Origin of the sequence: Pedobacter sp. P26 (assembly GCF_050632135.1) — a bacterium.
Taxonomy (GTDB): Bacteria; Bacteroidota; Bacteroidia; order Sphingobacteriales; family Sphingobacteriaceae; genus Pedobacter.
The window spans coordinates 2,571,997-2,591,337 of the sequence record NZ_CP192574.1; the positions used below are offsets into that span (position 1 = coordinate 2,571,997).

Annotated in this window: 19 protein-coding genes; 7 read left to right on the plus strand and 12 right to left on the minus strand. The window is 39.9% G+C overall.

The window, feature by feature from the left end; translation table 11 throughout:
- Positions 1 to 2: 2 nt before the first annotated feature.
- Positions 3 to 155, minus strand: coding sequence for a hypothetical protein (locus tag ACQ86H_RS11815; RefSeq protein ID WP_168202466.1), 153 nt, complete (start codon positions 153 to 155; stop codon positions 3 to 5).
- Positions 156 to 607: 452 nt separating this feature from the next.
- Here ACQ86H_RS11815 and ACQ86H_RS11820 point away from each other — a divergent pair, with 452 nt between their 5' ends.
- The 4 genes from ACQ86H_RS11820 to ACQ86H_RS11835 all read left to right on the plus strand — a co-directional run bounded on the left by ACQ86H_RS11820 (position 608) and on the right by ACQ86H_RS11835 (position 3,928).
- Complete coding sequence (locus ACQ86H_RS11820) at positions 608 to 2,101, plus strand: alpha-amylase (protein ID WP_431294964.1); 1,494 nt, start codon at positions 608 to 610, stop codon at positions 2,099 to 2,101.
- A gap of 117 nt (positions 2,102 to 2,218) precedes the next feature.
- Positions 2,219 to 3,118 (plus strand): SDR family oxidoreductase, encoded by a 900-nt coding sequence (locus ACQ86H_RS11825; protein ID WP_138821744.1) that lies wholly within the window; start codon positions 2,219 to 2,221, stop codon positions 3,116 to 3,118.
- 175 nt (positions 3,119 to 3,293) lie between these two features.
- A complete protein-coding gene (locus ACQ86H_RS11830; RefSeq protein WP_431294965.1) occupies positions 3,294 to 3,410 on the plus strand; it encodes a helix-turn-helix domain-containing protein in 117 nt (38 codons plus the stop codon).
- 221 nt (positions 3,411 to 3,631) lie between these two features.
- The gene (locus ACQ86H_RS11835) at positions 3,632 to 3,928 is read left to right on the plus strand and encodes a DDE-type integrase/transposase/recombinase (protein ID WP_431295383.1); all 297 of its coding nucleotides are present in this window, start codon (positions 3,632 to 3,634) and stop codon (positions 3,926 to 3,928) included.
- A 47-nt stretch (positions 3,929 to 3,975) separates the two neighbouring features.
- Here the strand turns inward: ACQ86H_RS11835 and ACQ86H_RS11840 are convergent, their stop codons facing one another.
- From ACQ86H_RS11840 to ACQ86H_RS11880, 9 genes are all read right to left on the minus strand, one after another.
- On the minus strand, positions 3,976 to 5,967 hold the full coding sequence (locus tag ACQ86H_RS11840) for a hypothetical protein (protein WP_431294966.1): 1,992 nt from the start codon (positions 5,965 to 5,967) through the stop codon (positions 3,976 to 3,978).
- A 5-nt stretch (positions 5,968 to 5,972) separates the two neighbouring features.
- Positions 5,973 to 6,329, minus strand: coding sequence for a hypothetical protein (locus ACQ86H_RS11845; protein ID WP_431294967.1), 357 nt, complete (start codon positions 6,327 to 6,329; stop codon positions 5,973 to 5,975).
- 567 nt (positions 6,330 to 6,896) lie between these two features.
- Positions 6,897 to 7,286 carry a cysteine peptidase family C39 domain-containing protein gene (locus ACQ86H_RS11850; RefSeq protein ID WP_431294968.1) on the minus strand — a complete coding sequence of 130 codons (390 nt, stop codon included), beginning with the start codon at positions 7,284 to 7,286 and terminating at the stop codon, positions 6,897 to 6,899.
- 12 nt (positions 7,287 to 7,298) lie between these two features.
- Positions 7,299 to 8,264: a hypothetical protein gene (locus ACQ86H_RS11855; RefSeq protein WP_138821722.1), complete on the minus strand. Its 966-nt coding sequence runs from the start codon at positions 8,262 to 8,264 to the stop codon at positions 7,299 to 7,301.
- A gap of 21 nt (positions 8,265 to 8,285) precedes the next feature.
- Positions 8,286 to 9,647 carry a radical SAM/SPASM domain-containing protein gene (locus ACQ86H_RS11860; protein ID WP_138821721.1) on the minus strand — a complete coding sequence of 454 codons (1,362 nt, stop codon included), beginning with the start codon at positions 9,645 to 9,647 and terminating at the stop codon, positions 8,286 to 8,288.
- A 72-nt stretch (positions 9,648 to 9,719) separates the two neighbouring features.
- Positions 9,720 to 9,920: a hypothetical protein gene (locus ACQ86H_RS11865; protein WP_138821720.1), complete on the minus strand. Its 201-nt coding sequence runs from the start codon at positions 9,918 to 9,920 to the stop codon at positions 9,720 to 9,722.
- A 119-nt stretch (positions 9,921 to 10,039) separates the two neighbouring features.
- Positions 10,040 to 11,617, minus strand: a complete 1,578-nt coding sequence (locus tag ACQ86H_RS11870) for an outer membrane beta-barrel family protein (RefSeq protein WP_431294969.1) — start codon at positions 11,615 to 11,617, stop codon at positions 10,040 to 10,042.
- A gap of 137 nt (positions 11,618 to 11,754) precedes the next feature.
- A complete protein-coding gene (locus ACQ86H_RS11875; protein WP_431294970.1) occupies positions 11,755 to 12,249 on the minus strand; it encodes a hypothetical protein in 495 nt (164 codons plus the stop codon).
- A gap of 461 nt (positions 12,250 to 12,710) precedes the next feature.
- A complete protein-coding gene (locus tag ACQ86H_RS11880; protein ID WP_145315337.1) occupies positions 12,711 to 13,049 on the minus strand; it encodes a hypothetical protein in 339 nt (112 codons plus the stop codon).
- Between the two features lie 537 nt (positions 13,050 to 13,586).
- Between ACQ86H_RS11880 and ACQ86H_RS11885 the strand changes: the two genes are divergently transcribed.
- From ACQ86H_RS11885 to ACQ86H_RS11895, 3 genes are all read left to right on the plus strand, one after another.
- Positions 13,587 to 14,576 (plus strand): helix-turn-helix domain-containing protein, encoded by a 990-nt coding sequence (locus ACQ86H_RS11885; protein ID WP_168202462.1) that lies wholly within the window; start codon positions 13,587 to 13,589, stop codon positions 14,574 to 14,576.
- A gap of 57 nt (positions 14,577 to 14,633) precedes the next feature.
- Positions 14,634 to 15,299 (plus strand): hypothetical protein, encoded by a 666-nt coding sequence (locus tag ACQ86H_RS11890; protein ID WP_431294971.1) that lies wholly within the window; start codon positions 14,634 to 14,636, stop codon positions 15,297 to 15,299.
- Positions 15,300 to 15,451: 152 nt separating this feature from the next.
- Positions 15,452 to 16,888, plus strand: a complete 1,437-nt coding sequence (locus ACQ86H_RS11895) for an outer membrane beta-barrel family protein (protein WP_431294972.1) — start codon at positions 15,452 to 15,454, stop codon at positions 16,886 to 16,888.
- Between the two features lie 113 nt (positions 16,889 to 17,001).
- Here the strand turns inward: ACQ86H_RS11895 and ACQ86H_RS11900 are convergent, their stop codons facing one another.
- Complete coding sequence (locus ACQ86H_RS11900; protein ID WP_138821715.1) at positions 17,002 to 17,367, minus strand: helix-turn-helix domain-containing protein; 366 nt, start codon at positions 17,365 to 17,367, stop codon at positions 17,002 to 17,004.
- Positions 17,368 to 17,378: 11 nt separating this feature from the next.
- Complete coding sequence (locus ACQ86H_RS11905) at positions 17,379 to 19,319, minus strand: LTA synthase family protein (RefSeq protein WP_431294973.1); 1,941 nt, start codon at positions 19,317 to 19,319, stop codon at positions 17,379 to 17,381.
- Positions 19,320 to 19,341 lie beyond the last annotated feature (22 nt).

The window sequence follows — 19,341 nt, forward strand, 5'->3', positions numbered from 1 at the left end:
CTTTATTTAATATCGTCCGGACCGATTTCATTACCTTCCTCATCGATCTGCTGATGGGTATCCCAGTTGCTATCACTGGCTGAATTCTGAGTCTCAGCAGCACTGTTTTTATTTTCTTCCCGCTCCTGCAGGTCTTTCTCTTTTGGATCTGTCATAATCATATTTTTAACTTAACAACAATCCAGCGCCCGAATGGTTCAGCAAATTAATCCGGTATTGGCCCTCAGATCGCTATTTCCATTTTTTAGCAGCTATATTGCCATTAATGTTCAGTATATGCCTCTTGTTGGTCAGTTACCAAAAAAAACTGATCCAAAGTGCTAAACGCTTAACTTGCAGTTCATGTTGTTTACTTAAACAACAGCAAGCCATCAGCCCTCTTGGCATGTAAGTATGATGAAGAATCCACTATCAGCATGATCGCAGCAAACAAAAATGTTTGGCCGTTCGATAGATTGTGCTCATCTGTTTCTATGCGCAATGGGATAGCGGTTAGTCATCTGCATCTCCAATCTGTTCATTATAAAAATAAATTCTACAGGGATTGCCCAAATTCAAAACAAACGGCCCGTTCAGAAGGTATATGCACTACTAGATTTATAAAAAAATGGAAAATCATACGATGTTACAGTACTTTGAATGGTACTATCCCAACGATGGCAGCCTCTGGAAGAAGGTGCAGGAAGATGCTGCTAAATTAAAAAAAATGGGCATAGACTCCATTTGGCTGCCTCCGGCACATAAAGGTATGGAAGGAAAAGATTCAACTGGTTATGATTCTTACGATTTATATGATCTTGGCGAATTTGACCAAAAAGGAAGTATCGCTACAAAATACGGTACTAAAGAGGAATATCTTCAGGCAATCAAGTCTGCACAACAGGCCGGTATAAGTGTTTACGTAGATATTGTGTTGAACCATCTTGGTGGAGCAGATGAGCATGAGCCGGTTATGGTACGCAAGGTAAACACCGAAAATAGAAATGAATTTATTTCCGAAGCTTTTGAGATTGATGCTTATACCAAATTTACCTATCCTGGCCGGGGCGGAAAATATTCCGAATTTAAGTGGGATTTTCAATGCTTCACCGGTGTAGATTACGACGCACGTAACCAGGAATCAGCCGTGTATAGTATTCAGAACCAATATGGGGCAGGATGGGAGGATGTGCTTGATACCGAAAACGGGAATTATGATTACCTGATGCTTACCGATATCGATTTTCGGAATCCTGCGGTAAGAGAAGAACTTAAGCGATGGGGCATGTGGTTTTACCAGACCACGGGTTTTGATGGACTGCGTTTGGATGCCATCAAGCATATGCCTGCTGATTTTTACAATGAATGGCTAGACTATCTTCGTGCTGAAACGGGCAAAGAACTGTTTACGGTGGGAGAATATTGGTCGCCTAACGATCCGCAGGCCATGCTGGATTATATTGATGCTACCCAGGGCCGTATGTCGTTATTTGATGCCAGCCTTCAGGCTAACTTCTCTCGTGCCAGCAAAGAAGGTGAACAATACGACCTAAGCACAATATTAAACGGATCACTGGTCTCATCCAGACCAGCGTTAGCCGTAACCCTGATTGAAAACCATGATACCCAACCGCTCCAGTCGTTAGAACAGACGGTGGAGCCTTGGTTCCGCGCACATGCTTATGCGATTATTCTACTTCGTGAAGCCGGTTACCCTTGCGTTTTTTATGCTGATGTATACGGATCAGCTTACACCGATAAAGGAGACGATGGAAAAGACCATGAAGTAACCATGGCGGCACTCCCTCAGTTAGAGGCATTACTACAGTTGAGAAAAGCCTTTGCTCATGGACTTCAGCGGGATTATTTTGATCATCCAAGCTGCATTGGCTGGACACGTTCGGGAGATGAGGAACACCAAAATTCGGGCCTCGCAGTAATCTTATCAAACGGTGAGGCGGGAAGCAAGCGCATGGAAATAGGAACTGAATTTGCAGGTAAGATTTTCAGCGATTATCTGGGGCACGATAATAGCGAAATTATTATAGGACAGGACGGATGGGCGGAATTTTACTGCGGGGCAGGCTCTGTATCAGTTTTTACCATAAAATCGGAATCATAAATATTGAGCACTGTGTTTATCACTAAGATAGGGTGTCGGCGAAGTCTGGAAATGAAAATAATTTGAACAAAGGTAATTTTCTCCTGTTGCCTTAGTGAAACATTAAAATATCTTACTATGGAGAATGAACAAAATACAGCATTAAAGAATCCATTGGAACAATATCCAAAGCCACCCTTTCAGCGACAGCCCCAGCAGCCTCCCGGATTGGTAAGTAAAATGATACCTCAGCCCGATCATGGTGAGGAAAGTTACCGTGGCTCAAAAAGGTTAAAGGGTCGAAAAGCCCTGATTACCGGTGGGGATTCTGGTATTGGCAGGGCAGCAGCCATCGCCTACGCCCGTGAGGGTGCGGATGTAGCAATCAACTACCTGCCAGAAGAACAGACTGATGCAGATGAAGTTGTGAGGATCATCACCGAAGCCGGGCAAAAAGCGTATGCCATTCCGGGCGATATTACCAGTAGTGATTTTTGTAAGGAATTGGTTAATATCGCGGTAGAAAAACTGGGTGGGCTAGACATATTGGTCAATAATGCAGGCAGGCAACAGGCCGTCGACTCGCTTTCAGATTTGAGTGAAGAGAGTTTCGATGCTACGATTAAGACCAATATCTATGCACCATTCTGGATTACCAAGGCAGCGCTTCCATACTTAAAACCCGGATCGGTGATTATTGCCACCAGTTCGGTACAGGCGTATGATCCTTCAGAAAATCTTTTTGATTATGCACAGACCAAAGCAGCCAATGTAGCTTTTGTTAAATCATTATCAAAACAACTTGGACCTAAAGGTATCCGTGTAAATGGCGTAGCACCGGGACCCGTATGGACTCCGCTTCAAACCAGTGGTGGCCAACCCCAGGATGCCATTGAGCAGTTCGGCGAGAAAACACCTTTAGCCAGGCCGGGCCAGCCAGCTGAGTTGGCATCTATTTATGTACAACTGGCAGATGACAGCGCAAGTTACGCAACCGGACAGATTTACGGAGCAGCGGGTGGAAGTGGCCATCCTTAACAGATCATAAATTGTGTGATTCATAGAGATCCTTTCCATAATTTTATGTTGAAATGATGGAAAAACTGATGGTTTTACCACATTTCAACATAAATAACAACAATGAACAATGAAGTAAAAACGCCTTAAATGGGTTAAGCTTTATGAATCCATTGGCGTGTCAGGTGTTGCTTGTGTGCGTTGCGGTATCAGCCGTCCAACACTTCGAAAATGGATTAAAAGGTATAAGGAGTTTAGTATTGATGGCCTTCGTGAACACAGCAGAAGACCACATAAATACATACTCAAATAACCTTAGAAGACGAGCGCCGAATTCTTGATTTAAGAGTTAATCGAAAGCTTGGTCACCGTAGTATTGCTGACGAAATGAAGCGTTTATATGATCGCTCTTTCTCTATAGCCACCATTCATAAGATACTGATCAAGAATAACAAACAATACTTAAAATTAAGACGAAATTACCGTAAACGATTACATCGTTATAACAGGCCAATACCCGGGGACCGCATTCAAATGGATGTTTGCAATATAGCTGGCAAGCTTTATCAATATACTGCTATCGATGATTGCAGCCGCTTCAAGGTTGTTGAACTCTTCCCCAGGCGAACAGCAACCAATACTTTGAGATTCCTTGAAACAGTAATAGAACAGATGCCTTTTCCTATACAACGTATTCAAACGGACAGAGGAAATGAGTTTTTCGCCTATACTTTTCAAGAAAGGCTTATGGAGTATGGAGGTAAGTTCCGGCCAATAAAGCCGCGCTTTCCACACCTCAATGGGAAAGTCGAAAGGACACAAAGAACTTGATGAGTTTTATTCCACCGTTGATATTAAAGATCCAGACTTGCCTAATCTTAAATTTTACTTTTTTGGCTTTGAGTATTTGCGTCTTTAGCTTGTTTTATTTTTGCTACTCTTTCTTTGCCTTTTTTCGCAAAGAGCAACGGCATATCGATAAGAAGAGCAACGTATGATCTTATCGCATCCTTCTTGGCCTGTTGTCCAAAATCCCTTAGCTGCGGGTTCATCTGTGCCCCTATACTTAGCACAAGTGGAGTATTGCCGAGTCCGCTTCTTATAGCAAGTCCTGGCGAGAAAAGCTGTGACCAGCGTACCTCTTCCGGTAGCCCCTGGTTGTCATGGCTGATCCTGTAAGAAACAGCCGCACCGATGTCGAGCAGGATCATGCTTAAAGTCATATAGGATTTATTGTAAGATGCCCAACTATAATCAAGGCTTATCGGGGCTGAAAGTCCGATGACCATCGGCAGTTTATTTGCTTGCCCCTTCACATATTCCAGTCCTGCATAAGGACCGAAATATGCACCAAGGGAAAAGGTCGAGGTATGCTGCTGCTTGACGCGGAATGACGCAGGTGGAAGTGCGTGGGCTGCAATTACCTCAGCCATTTCCCCTGAATTTTTTGATTGCAGGATATCTGAAATAAAAGCGATGATCCTGGAGGCAGATTTATAACCGTCCGTCTGTTCATTTAGATAGGGCTTAATAATCTCTAAAGTAGACATAGATGCTGCCGCATAATTTTTTTCCTGGATCAGCTGATAGGTCTCAATCAGCTTCCTTGTCTCTCCCATGCCGTCTGCAAAACTTGCAGACCCTTTAATTATAGACCCCTGGACCTGCTGTCCGAGGGTGGTACTGATGAGATCGGAAAACGCAATCCAATAATTGTTGAAACTGAAATCCTTTTTAACTCCAGATACATCTCCCTGACTGTTCTGGAAGTGTTTTAGGGCAATAAGGGTTCCCGAGATCCAGGTTTTTATTCTGACAATGTCTATGGCGGAAATGCTGTCTGTTCTCAGGTTGGTGAAAAGGGAGAATTCCCGGTACTTGTTAGACAGGAGCTCGATAAGGATCTGTACCGATTCTGGCCGGTTGTTTACCGCGGCGTTAAAACCAGACTGGCTTATCCAGTAACCGTTGGGGTCTCTTAAGTCGTAAAATTCATTGTTTATAATCCTGATCATATTGGCAAATGTTTTTAGACCGGGGCTCTCCAGGGAATCTATCGTCGTCACAGATTCTATAATCTCAATAAAATTGTATTTTTTGATGATCAAAGTGGATATGCGCTGGGCATCCTTTAAATAAATTATATTTTGCCTTTGGGTCAGGGATCCTGATGTTGAATATTTTTCAGATAGAAACTTTATTCCGTTTGATGGGAGCATATTCAGGTCCTTGGAAAAGGAATATTTCCATGAACCGTCAAAACTTGGTGCTGAAAGTTCGTCGTAAGTGCGGAACTTGGCCTCGGTAGCAGGCAAAAGTTTTTTTAAAGCGGTGAGGTTCTCAAATTTATCCTTCCATTGTTTCATAAAGTACACTATTGCCTCCTGTTTAGCGCGTTTGGCTATATAGGTGGCTAAGGCATCTATCATTTCTGCTTGGGAGGGGATCTTTAGATTGGTAAGCCCAGAAGAGTTTATGGTTGATTCTTCTACCTTCATTTTTTCGGTGTTAATGTCCTCCGCAGTTTTGTAATCTTTTGCGGTGATTGCTATACCTGTTCCTTTCTTGATCTCCACCAGATTTCTGACAAACTTTAATTCTATGAGCTGGCTTACGTTTGTTCTGGAGATTTCAAGTATCTTTTCTGTTATCTGTTTTCTCTGGACAAGGATAATGGTCTTAATCGCCTGGATAGCTGCTTTTGTTTCGGTTATTCTTTTATCTATTGCCTGACTATCCGATAAATTCAACGTGTCACTGATGTTGGGGATGAGCAGTTTAAGCAATTGCCTGTTCGTACTATCAAGGGGAGCCTGATATATCAAAAGATTTTTCTCCAGTTGGCCAAGTTTTGTTATATCCTCGTTCATTTTGCTTACCGATGCAGACAGGCTGACCAGTTCCCCCCGTTAAAGGAGCCTCTTGCGGAAGAAAGTTCTGATATTATACCATCAACAAATGCCGTTCCCTCGACCGATTTCGTTGTATTTGTAATCAGTTGGGTAGCATAGAGTTTTTCCACTTGATCAAGCATTGGGCTCTTGTGCTTGATTGCCGATCCTGCCTTTACCAATGCAAGAAGCCTGCCGATGGAGTCAAGATGATCCTTGAATTTTGATGGTTGCTGTTTGAAGTCGTAAAGGGTCTGTGAGATCTGGAAGAGGTTCTGTGCTTTGAGTTCTGAGTTGAATACGGTCAACAACAGTGCTGCGAACAAAAGGGTCTTTTTCATTTTTTGAGCGTAAAATGTTTAAAAGAGGTTTCAGGGGAAAAATAGTTTCTGTTTGTCTGATCTTATTGGAGTATAAGTTAGGGTTTTATTTAGCCCAGGGCAATACCCAGTAATAGGTATTTCTTCAACAGACAGCAGATTGTGTATTTCGGTGAAAGTGACCCCTCTGTTTCGGGCCAAACTGGCCACCAAATTGATTACCGGATGATGCACATCTAAGTTCCTTTCCCTCCGAACAAATATACACTTCGGATCCAAATCCATTTTCCTCAGGACTTTTCGGTTTAATCCATCTTACTGCCGGATTTATCCTCAATTCAGACCTTTCTAGCGATCAAAATCCATTCGCAGGTACTGGAACGCGTAAAAAAACGCCATACCCCCTTCAAAACAGCGAAGTGACCGTAGTCATCCCGAATAGTAGATATGCTCCCAGGAGCCTTTATTTTATGCAGAAATTGAAAAATTATTCCCGAAAGCCAGTTGCGAAAAAAGCTGATCGAAAGATCAGAACGGCCAGTTTGCCCCGAAACAGGTGGTCACTTTAAAGCGAAATGGGGTGACAGTTTAAATGCGGAACGGCTGGCCATTTTTGCCGAAATGCCCACCATAGGCCGGATCTGCAATTAAATATTTGTTTTTATGGGTGAATAAGTTCTTTGATATTTTGTATAAAACAACAAAATGATTTTGATTCCAATGAATTATGCAGGGCATTTTAACCTCGTTATTTTTTGCCCCCAAGGTGTTCAGCGTCAATTTTGCGGAAAAATGATCAAGCCCAATAAATTCACCCGCTTCACAAATTCCCTGAAGGCTAACACCTTTGCGGTTAAGAAAACTTTTGCTTCTTAAAAATCTCAAATCGTAATCCCTGCCATAAAAAGACGCTATCATGGAAAGACAGGCAGGACCGCAATCAAAACTATCATATTGCGCACAAAACTTTTTTTTCATAGCTAGTTTATCCTACAGCGTCAATTCCAATACATTTTTGGCGTATATCTTCAATATCTCCATATCAATAGTAGTTTCTCCCGAAATCAACAAGCCATTTTCCGGATAAATCATTCGTTGTAAAATCTGGAATTGTAGAAAAGATGGAACATCAGGAGAAAAAATTGTTTCTATCGGCACGACCGCAGTAAAGTCCTCCTGTTCATAATTACCATTTATAACGAACAATATCATTTGTTTAAGATTAGGGATAAGATCATTGTCCAGATCTGAGCACTGTAAGTCCAGTGCTAACTTTTCAAGCACCGCCACCTTTACTGAGGTAGATAACAACGTATCCTTCCTGGTTTTTAAAAGCAGAAATTTAAATATGCTGTTCACGTAAAAATGCAAAACATCTAATTGCTCGTTCCGGGAGTGTGTTCGGAGCGATGAGAAATTTATTGGCCCCGACGGATAACCAATTGTGTAAGAAAGTAAATTTAACACGATAGATACTGCCTGGTCAACTTTACCTACATTCATATAAACCTTAAACAGATTTAGATATTGTTCAAGGGATGCTATTTTACAATCTTCAATTCCGTGGTCAATTAATACTTGTAATAACTCTATACTTCTTGTTAAATGCAATTCAGCCAGGTCGAAATTTTCATTGACGTAATCAAGATACGCCAGCATAGGTAAGTGTATTGACTCCATACCAATTCCTGCAATTTGGTTAGTGTATGTCAGGTTGAGCTTTTCCAATCCCTTTAAAGCAAGGTTGGCTACATTCATTTGACTTCGCCTCGCCCGGCTTAGGATTTTTTTAATTTCCTCAAAATGAAATAATATGTTCATTCTTTCATCTGCAGAAACCTCACCCAAAAGTTTATTGTGGATAGAGTAAAAGACATGATTTTTGTCTAAATTGTGCTTTTGAATATAGTCTAGGCCAATAATTGATTGTAGATGATCTGATAACGAAGTATTCATGAGGTCAGTTTTTATGGGCTTCTAAATTAATTCAGTAATATTCTCGGTATTGTTTAGCAAATGCTGTAATATCAACCTGTCGCCACCGTTAAATTTGAATGATGGACATGCCGGTTTACTGTTATACCAATCCTTCGGACATCCTCCGCCACAAACAGGGAAGTACGTACAGTTTGGACACCAGGAAATATTGTTTTTTATGTCTTTGAACCAATTACGAGGGATAGCCTCCTTATTATCAGTTTCGGGAGGGAGCTTTAAATTGCCTATTTTAAATTCCGGGCTTTCGAATGCCGGGGTGATAGGTAATTCATAACAGGCAAATATGTTACCATACGCATCGAAGACCTCGGCGCTTTGATCAACTACCATACAAGGCGAAAACTGCCTTGACGGTACGATACCGTTTATCTTGAAACCTTTAGATGCTGCAAATAAATACCATTCAATTTCTTTTTCAGCAAAGAAATCATTTGAAAGACTGTCGTTTGAAGCACCATTTCCTCCCCAGTCAAGAATGGCGGCAAAAGTTAGCCCGACGTTCTTTTCATGAACTCGCTTTTCTGCCAGCAAATTAATTAAGTCAGGAATGCTCTGATAGTTTGTACTATCGATATTCATTCTTATCTCAACAAAACATCGATTAGTTTTAAACTCCTCCAGGTCTAATAAATCTAAGAGGTTAGTAAGAATGATATCAAAGGTTCCATTAGCGTCTACTTTAGTTACCCGTCTTTTATCATGGAACTCCTTCATTCCGTCGATGGTGATCTGAAAATAAGTTACCTTGCAGTCATTGATCAGTTCTAATGAAATATTTTTCTTTAAGCTTACAGCGTTAGTAACAATTTTACAGTTATAATACCATTTTTCTTCATTACATAAATCTATAAACCTTGAACTCAGCTTCTTGATCTGGCTGTATCCCATTAATGGCTCACCACCGAACCAGGTGATGTTGAGAGAATCAATTCTCTTTTTTGATGACATGTGTGAAATCCGATCCATTATTTTAGGGATCAAATCATCGTTCATGGTATGCTTGGCATGAGACTGCCCGCAATAATGACATCCCAGCTGACAATTTGCTGTTGGTTGAATTACAAAAGACAATGAATTGTTGTCCTTTTCTGCTTCTATATTTTGGTTTAAGATCGTTTCGAATTCGTTTTCTTCATCCGGAACTATAATTTCTGTTTTGAAGAGTGTTTGAAGAACAGGCGATTTCAGCTCTTTAAAATCATTTCCCTTTATTGAATTGTAAAGTGAATCCGATATCATCAAAGCCTCACCGGTACGTGTTGAATAAGCAATTCGTTTGGAATCTTCTTGTGTATCATCCAAGACATCACTGAAGATCAGATATTTTGATACTTTATACATCGTAATAAAATTTAGATGTTATGTGAAAGAAATTAATGGGCCGCAACACGCGGCCCATTATGTAGCTATGGATCAACCCCATGTTCCACATGAACCACCCCAGGTGGTGCAAGCCCCACCCCAGGTACCACAGTCTTTAACCACGCTTTCCTGAGTTCCGCCTACTATCCTGAAGGCTTCTTCGATAGTAATTGGCTCAAGGTCAGAACCTTGTGACGCATTCTCAACACTGTTGAATTTTTGTAGAGCGTCTTTCAGCATTTTGCTTTTCATTGTTTAAAAGATTTATGTTAAATAATTGGCTAAAGTTTTACATTGTTAAGCCTGCGTTGAATGTCTATCTTAATCATAAACTGTGCTTTACTAAACCATCAAAAGAACCCGAACTAATTCTATGTAGCCCTTTGATTTTCTTCAAAATTTCCTTTTTTTCGATTTTCTTTAATATTTCTGTTTCCAAAATTGTATGTCATGCCAATAACTACCTTTCGTGCATCGTAATAGTTATTAAAGCTTCTTATATAATTATCATTGTACATTTGGCCTCGGCTCAAATTTGTTCGCAGGATGTCGTAAACGCCAATATTGATCACCAGTGCCTTTTGCAATGTTGTATAGTTAAGCGCGGCACTTAGATTTGAAGCGCCTTTCCAATGGATATTAATATCATTTCTTGGCAGATTTTGCCAAAATCCGATGTTCATTTTGAAAGTTTTCTTTTGATTCAGGAAAACATTATTTTGGATATTGTAATAAAATGAGGTGCCACTTTGGCCTAAGTATTGTTGGATGAAACTGTGTGAATGCTGATACTCAAAATCACCGGTAGCCTGTACCTGCCACCATGGCGTTAACGATTTGTAATAAGTAATGTAAAGTCCTGCACTACTCTTGTTGAAGAAATTATCAATCGTGGTGTAATTGTCTCCTGCAGCATCTAAGCCGAAAATGCTTGAATATCCATTTTTTTCATATTGCCAAAATGCGTTAATCGAAAAATTGTCTTTAGAGTAAGAAAGCTCAAAATTATGATTGATCGACGGATTTAAAAGCGGATTGCCGACAGAATACACGTTTGAATTGGTGAACAATTTATATGGATTTAATGATTGAAAATCTGGCCGGTTAATTCGTTTGGTATAATTCAGGGAATAAACCCCATGCTCCTTTGTTGTATAGGTGATATAGAAAGAGGGAAAGAACGAACCTAAAGACTTTTTGATCTTTTCACCCAGCACTAAATCAACCTGGGAATTTTCGTACCTTAAACCGCTGCTAATTTCAAGTTGTTGGCTTACCTTCTTAGCCAAAGTTAGGTAAGCGCTGTAAATTTTCTCATCATAGGCAAAGTTATTTGATTGGGTCGCAGTGTTTAAGCTGGTACTTAAATCCTGATAAAGACTGTTTTCGATTTTAGTAAACTTTACGCCTGTTTCAACATTTACAACTCTATTCGGCAGGTTCAAATCTGATTGGCCAGACCATATTTGATATCTGACATCATTATCGGTTTTAGTAAAGTTAAATTGAGGGTTGTTTAAAATCTCAAAATAGTTCGGCTCCTTTTTGAAATTGTTAAGATAATTTGTGGATAAAGATAGTTTCCTTTCTGAACTGTCTTTACCAATTTTAACCTCATAATTGATATTGGCTATATGTGATTGGATTTTTCGTTCTCTTTGAACGTTTGTTAAGATCGATGAATCGTTTTTTACAGATGTTGCGGGATAATACGCGGAACTTGAAATTTCGATATCTGATTTTCGGGGCCGAAAATCATAAGAAACCCATAATTTGGATTTACTGCTAGCTGTATAGGTTGTGTTTAAGCTGATAACATAGTCATGCTTAATATCCGTTCGGTCATTTTTTTGCAGCAATAAGTATTCGTTATCAGCATTTTTGATATCAAAATTTTCGTAGGGAATTGCTTTATCATAATTGACACCCAGATTTCCTGTAATTCCCAATTTATTGGTTTGGTAGTTAAGTGTGGTATTTATATTGTCTGATCCATATTTACGTTGTGAATAAGTATTGCTAACTGTTCCGCTAAGACCCTTATTTTTATTTTTTTTTAAGATAATATTAATAATTCCCGAATTTCCTACCGCATCATATTTTGAGGGGGAGCTGTAATAATTTCAATTTTCTCGATGTTGTCAGATCTTAGAGATTTTAAATAATTAACGATGTCTTCTCCCTGAAGCGGTAGCAACCGACCGTCAATCATCATCGCTACCTGGCTTTTGCCAACGATTTTTAGGCTATTTTCATCTCTTGTATCAATGAGCGGAGTCATGGCTAATGCCTCAAAACCACTAATGCCAGATGATGCCGGAGAATTAGAAAGGTTAAAAACCAGGCGGTCAACCTTTCGTTCAATAAGTATCTTCTGACCGGTGACGGTTATGGCATTAAGCTGGATAGGTGATTCAACATTAATTTGACCAAGATCAGTATTGTCGCTGAGCACCATTCTTTTTTGAATATCTCCCGCCCTACCTGTTTCAATAATAATACATAATCTCCTCGTGGGATTGTTAAGGAAAAAAGCCTTTCTCGTTACTAAATGTTTGTCTGAGTTGATGGAGGGAATCAATTTTTAAAACTGATACCGTAACAAAATCCAAAGGCTTTTGCCCCGATCCGACGACTGTTCCTGATAACTGTACGTCCTGAGCCATCGCTTTTCCGGAATTCACAAAAACAGTAAATAGGAGAAAAAGAAATACAGGACAGTGTTTGGTCATAGGATTAGAATTATGATACTCTAAAATATAAATATCATAAGGCTTTGAATCATTTTGAGCCTATTGTTCTAGCCCGAAAAAAGCTTTTTCATCCCGAAAATTGAGGTTTTTAAAAAGATGGCTAATTACACTGGGCATTTTGGCAAAAATGGCAAGTCGTTCCGCATTTAAGCTGTCACCCCATTTCGCTTTAAAGTGACTACCTGTTCCAGGGCAAACTGGCTGGCCTAATCTTCTGATCAGCTTTTTCGCAACTCGTCTTCGATAACAATCTTTCGATTTCCGCATAAAATAAAGGCTCCTATACCTTCTAAGCATTTTTGTCATAATGAATGGCCAGATTTCCAGGTTTGGTCATTTGCTTCAGCTGTAGGTTATCATAATCATCTAGTGCAAAAGTAATTGATTTATAGTTATTTATTATCCCCTGAATCTCCTTGCTAACCAGTCGACCCATATCCTTTACCCAGTAAGATTGCTTTCGTTTATCGTCCACCAGTTCGCCATCAATGACATTCAGGTAATGATAAACTTGCTTATACCCCTCATTGATCGTAACCAGTAGTTGCTTTGAAGTATAAATCGTATCATAGGGCTCGTCACCTTTGAGATAAATTCGGAACGCCGAAGAAATATTAAGGTGGATCAATCCTAACACAAACGTATATTCCGCGAGTCTGCGTAGGTGATGCTGTTTATCGGATAATCATTTCCCATATTCTTCTGGCTATCGGGAAATATTAATGCTGCAGCATCAATCATTCTGATTGATGATTTTTTAGAGAAAAGAGTTCGCAAAGAAAATCAGCAATTTATAGTTGCTTCAAAAAGAACTAAATTCTGGAAATCATAGCAAGATAAAATGGAAAAATGGATTTGATTCATTTAAAATCCCAGTTAAACAGTCTGTGTTATATATTTTTATCTTTAAATAAAGCAGTGTTCTTATGATTCATCATAAGTTTTTTGTGGCTAAAACAGTTAGACTGTGATTTGCCTTTCAATTCCTGTATATTCGTTCATGCTTTTCCAATTTGGCCTGCGTAGTTCGCTTTTACTCATTTTTTTCACGCATCTAGTGGTTTATGCTTTTTTGTTTTGGAAACGCGGACACCAGCAGGAGCGTTTATCTGACAGGCTATTAGGTACATTTGTTTTTTTATCTGCGCTTTTTATATTTCCATGGATGTCTGGATTTGCGGGCTGGTATGATACGCAGCCTTATCGCGAAATCTTATTTTATACGCCATTCATCCATACACTATTTTTTGGTCCGCTGCTTTATCTTTATCTAAAAAGCCTGACCAATGTGCAATACCGTTTGCAAAAACGCGACTGGTTGCATTTTACACCCGGAATACTCTACATCATTTGGGCTTTAATTAAAGTGATTACGGATAAGTTGATTGTAGGACATTATTACCTGGAGAATGGGGAAACGGATCCGGATTTTGATAGCTGGTATAACTGGGGCTGGTCAGCCAGCTTAATAGTTTATTTAGTCCTATCCATACGCTATTATCGGCAGTATGTTGTTTTTTCATGGTACGAATTCTCTTTTGCCGATGCGGCAAGTTTTAAATGGTTGCGTAACTTCCTATATGCATTCGCCGTCCTGACCATTTTGCTCTTTTCGGAACATTTACTGGGTTTATTCATTAACCTGTTTTACATCAGGTCGTGGTATTATTTCTTTGCTTTCGCGATCATTACTTACTATATGGCAATCAGTGCCTATTCGGCCAAGCCGATCATTAAGCTGAATTTCGAGCCATCCTTGCTACTTACTTATCAACCTTTACTGATAGAAGAACCTATTCGCACAGTTGAAGACCAGAGCTGGATGCTGGGATGGATAGCCAGTATCGAAGTACTGATGGATGTCCAAAAGGTTTATCTGGAACCGGAATTAACCTTGACCGAACTTGCTAAAAAGGCAGGAACCAATGCTTCTGTATTGAGTAAGGTCATCAATAAAACCTATGGTCAAAATTTTAGTGATTATGTGAACCGTTATCTGGTCAAGGAAGTAATCCGTCTCTTGAAACAGCTGGAATATCAAAATTTCACCTTGCTGGCAGTGGCCTACGATGCGGGTTTCAATTCCAAATCTACCTTTAATCGTGCCTTTAAAAAGGAGACTGGTATGAGTCCAAAGGATTATCCAAAAGATTAGTAGTGCCAAATCATATTTTGAAGCGACCTGCCTTAATGAGCAAGTGACTTTTGGGATATGAAAACAATTCTACTCAATTTATTTCTTTTTTGCAGTCTGAATGCAATAGCCCAAATCACAGGTACTGTAAATGATGAGAAAAAACAACCGCTATCCGGCGCCGTTATCAGATTATACCAGGCTGTTAAAACAGTTAAAATTGCAGTGACCGATAATCAGGGACGTTTCACCTATAACGGAACTGCAGACTATATGATCATTACCTATACAGGATTTCTGACAGACACTTTAAAAAATTTAAGGTCAGATATGATGATCCAACTCAGTCCTGACACAAATACATTAAAAGAGATCATCGTAATATCTCGCCAGCCTATCATTCGCCAGGAAACCGATCGTACGGTGATCAGTGTCAATGAGAAGGTTAGGAAGTTGGCCGACAACGGACTGGATATTGTGAACCTGGCGCCGGGTATAACGGTAAGTGATAATGAAGATATAATCCAGATGAGCGGCAAGTCTGAAGTACAGGTGATGATCAATGATAAAGTGGTGAGGATGACTGCGCGCGATCTGGCCAAAATGTTGAAGGCTATGCCATCAAGCAGTATAAAACAGGTAGAATTCCTCAGTAATCCGCCTGCTAAATATGAAGTAAATGGCAATACCGGAATTATTAATATCAAAACCAATGGGGTTGCTAAGGGGGTGGAGGCAATGTAGACTATAGCACTTCGCAAAGTAACCACAATTGGACAGACCTCTCCAGCTTATTAAATTATGATGCAGGGAAATTAGCAATCAGCGGTTATGGTGCCTGGCATACTGGGGGTTATCTGACTCAAAATACGAAAATCCGACAGCTATACCCGGATATGATCAATCAACAAACCAGCAGTCTGGATAAATGGAGCGACCCGGTTTTTCGTGTAACCGCCGATTATGTGGCCAACCGCAATAACACTTTTGGTGGCATCATTGAGCGGGAGTCCAGTACGAATACGGACAGCTATAATACTTATTCGCAACAAGGTGCTAACAACTATCAAACCACTAGCTGTAATCTTAGCGTGCGACACTGGAACACCTATAATCTGAACTATCAGTATAGCGATACGCTGGGTACCGAATTGACTGTTGACCTGGATCGAGCCGATTTTTACAAAGATGGCAGTATTGCATTAATGACCACTTTACAACCTCAGCTGAACTATCAAACGACTACTGGGATCAGGATCAGCACCATTAAAGCCGATTATACACATTCCTGGAAAAATACACTCAAGATCGAATCAGGTCTTAAGATTGCTGGTTTACAAACCAATAATACCCAGAACGAACACCTCTTTCATTACCATGAAAATATCATTGCAGTATATACCAGTTTAACACAATCTAAGAGAAATTGGGGCTGGCAATTGGGACTGCGGGCAGAACAAACAGAAGCCAAAGGAGAAACCAGTTCAATCACTAAGCCTGATACAAGTTACATTAACTTATTGCCTTCAGCGTATTTTACTTATTCACCAGGCTCCAAACATCATTTTCGCTTGTCGCTGAGCCGCCGGATCAAACGTCCGGATTACAGCGATCTGCAACCTTTTTCTTATGTGCTTGATCCACTCAACCAGCAAACGGGTAACCCTCAGCTACGCGTGCAGTGCAATGACCAGGCTGAGTTGACTTATACTTTAGATGACAGGATCTCCCTGATCAGTACTCTGAGCCGAGCGGCTGATTACTTTAATACTGTTTATCGCGAGTCAGGCAATATCCTTGTAGAAATGCCGGCTAATGCCGGTACAATGACTACATTGAATTTCGACCTGAACTTCCCGGTGAAAATCTCTAAGTGGTGGAATATGTTGAATAAGCTCAATGCCGGCAACGATCACTTTTCTGGAGAATTGTTCCAGGGTAAACTTGACCAAGGCAAATGGCGCTACCAATTCTCCAGCAGTCAGCGTATTAGCCTGTTCAGTAAATACCAGTTACAGTTGAGCTGTCGATACACTTCTGCTTCGCAAAACCTGATCTATCAGCAACAAAGCAGCGCCAATGCCAGTGCAAGTATCAGCCGTAAACTTTTCAATGATCAGGCTTCAGTGCGGATCGGTATCAGTGATATCTTTAAAACCCAGCGTCAATATACGAGCGTTAACTTCGGTAATTTACAGTATACTGATTTCGGTACTTTTGAGAGCCGCCGTGTTTCCCTGAGTTTCAATTGGCGATTTGGCAATACAAAAATCCGACAGACCGAAGAACGAAGCCGCGGTGACGCTGATGAAAAGAGAAGAAGCGGCAGTTAATTGATGGTTTACTGCTCCAGTAAAGTGTCACTTTTACAAACAGGGGTTGGCGCCTTAGTACGGATGTTATGGATTTAGAGAGATGCTTTAACGAAATATGTTATAAAAAATTGTCAATGTTTTCGAAAGTTTTCGAGTGCATCAATAATCTTCTTTTGGCTTTTAATGGTTTCCCCGTAAAGATCGAGCAATTTATTTTTTTCTTTGATTAAATTTTTGAGCTTATTTAACTCCTCATCACTTTGTACAAGGATATCGATTTCAAATTGAGCCAAATCTTCGTCTTTACGGTAGTAATCGAAGAAATTAATGCCAAGTGCAATGGAGATCCGTGTTAATAAACTGGTATCTATCGAAGTCGATTTTAATAAAGTATCTACCCGGTGTTTGCTAATGCTTATTTGGCCGGCAAGTTGTTCTCTACTCATCGATTTTGCCTTCATCTCTTTCCAGATCAACAACCCAATATTTATGCTCATGGTAAAATTTATCAGGGTTTCTTTTCAGACTCAAATCCGTACAAACCATTTTGATAAAGGTACGATGCCATTTGATAATTGGATATGGCTTCATTAATCAATTTCTGGTTTGCTGGTATGGCCAGGGCGTTTCCAGTGATGAAATCGGGCTTATATGTAGCTGCTTTTTTATTCGGGTCGAGAATAACCAGGGTATTGTTTTTAATGTAACCCAAACTCTGGTAAGTGCTTATAAAAGCTCTTTCATCACTGTCTTTCATTTTAAACACATCCTGACCAAAAAACTTACTGTTGTAACTGAAATTCAGGTAACCGAGAATAGTTGGGCCGATATCAATCTGTGCGGTAAGTTTCTCGAATTTGCCTGGTGTGATGTGTCCCGGGCTGTAAAAAATCATTGGAATATGATATTTATCTACTGGTAGCTGTACTTTACCAGCACTCGAAGCACAGTGATCGGCAACAATGATAAATAGTGTATTCGAAAACCAGGGTTTCTGTTTTGCTTCGCGAATAAACTTACCGATGGCGTAATCGGTATATTTAACTGCACCTTCTCTACCAGTGTGTGATGGAATATTAATCCTTCCTTCGGGGTAAGTATAGGGGCGGTGATTCGAAACCGTCATAATCTGTGCGAAAAAAGGTTTCTTGTTTTTATAATCTTTATCCAGTTCGCGTAACGAAAGCGTAAATAAATCTTCATCGGCTACACCCCATATATTAGAATAATGGATTTCTGAATCCTGAAGTGCACTTCTGTCTGTTACCTGGTAACCATTATTAGAAAAAAACTCATTCATATTATCGAAATATCCATAACCGCCATAAATAAACCTGCTGTTGTAGCCTTTAGAACGAAATACACTACCTAGGGTAAACAGGTTTTTATTATCAGGACGTTTTACAATGGATTGGCCCGGTGTAGGTGGGATACAAAGCGATAGTGCCTCTAAACCACGTACTGTACGTGTTCCCGAAGCATACAAGTTACTGAAAAGCAGACCTTGTTTGGCGAGGGAATCGAGTTGGGGAGTAATATGCTGTGTATTACCAAATGTGCCCAAAAATTCAGCACTTAAGCTCTCTACACTAATCAGTACCACATTCATTTTGTTTTCAGTACCAGCGTTACTGATGGTTCTGGACGTATTTTTAAATACTCCTTTTGCAATAGTATCCTGTTGAAGCAAATTGCCCAAAATGGTTTCTGCATTTTTGATCGGAAGCGTTTTATAGAAAGTATTATAGTCCAGTTGATTATTCCAGAAAGCAAATCCGAAATCGTACATGCCATTGCCCGAAAGCTCATTTACATATTGATTTTTACTGTGGTATTTCCATCTATGGCTTACCCCAAAATAAGTAAGCACTGGCAGGCACAAAAGAATCAAAGCAATTTTGGTGCGTTTACCAAAACCAATTGTATTGGTGGTAGATATAGTGATGGCCTTTCTTAACAAATAAACAATTAACAAGGTTAATATAACCAGGCCTATCATAATACTGTTAATTGGGTACGATTGGCGGATATTTCCAATAACTTCTGTAGTGTACACCAGGTAATCGACCGCTATAAAGTTGTAACGGACCGAAAACTCTTCCCAGAAGAACCATTCTGAAATGGCATTGAAAATAAGGGTGAAAACAACAAAGAAAAAGTAGATGAACAACAGTATTCTGTTGAATTTGCTGGCGTACCACTTGGATGGAAGCACCCATAAGTAAATTACAATGGGAATTACCGCAAAAGATGCAGCAGCAAGGTCATAAAATAATCCAATGATTAAAATTTTAAGGAGATTCAAGATCGACCAATCAATAGCAGATGCACTATAAATTAACAGGGCCACTCTGGTAATCAACGAAATGCTACACAACAGTGCGATAACTAAAAAAACTGGTCCAAACCTGTGGCGTAGTAAACTATTTGTTTTTTCTTTAATGCTCATAATTAATGAAGGATCCAAAGCT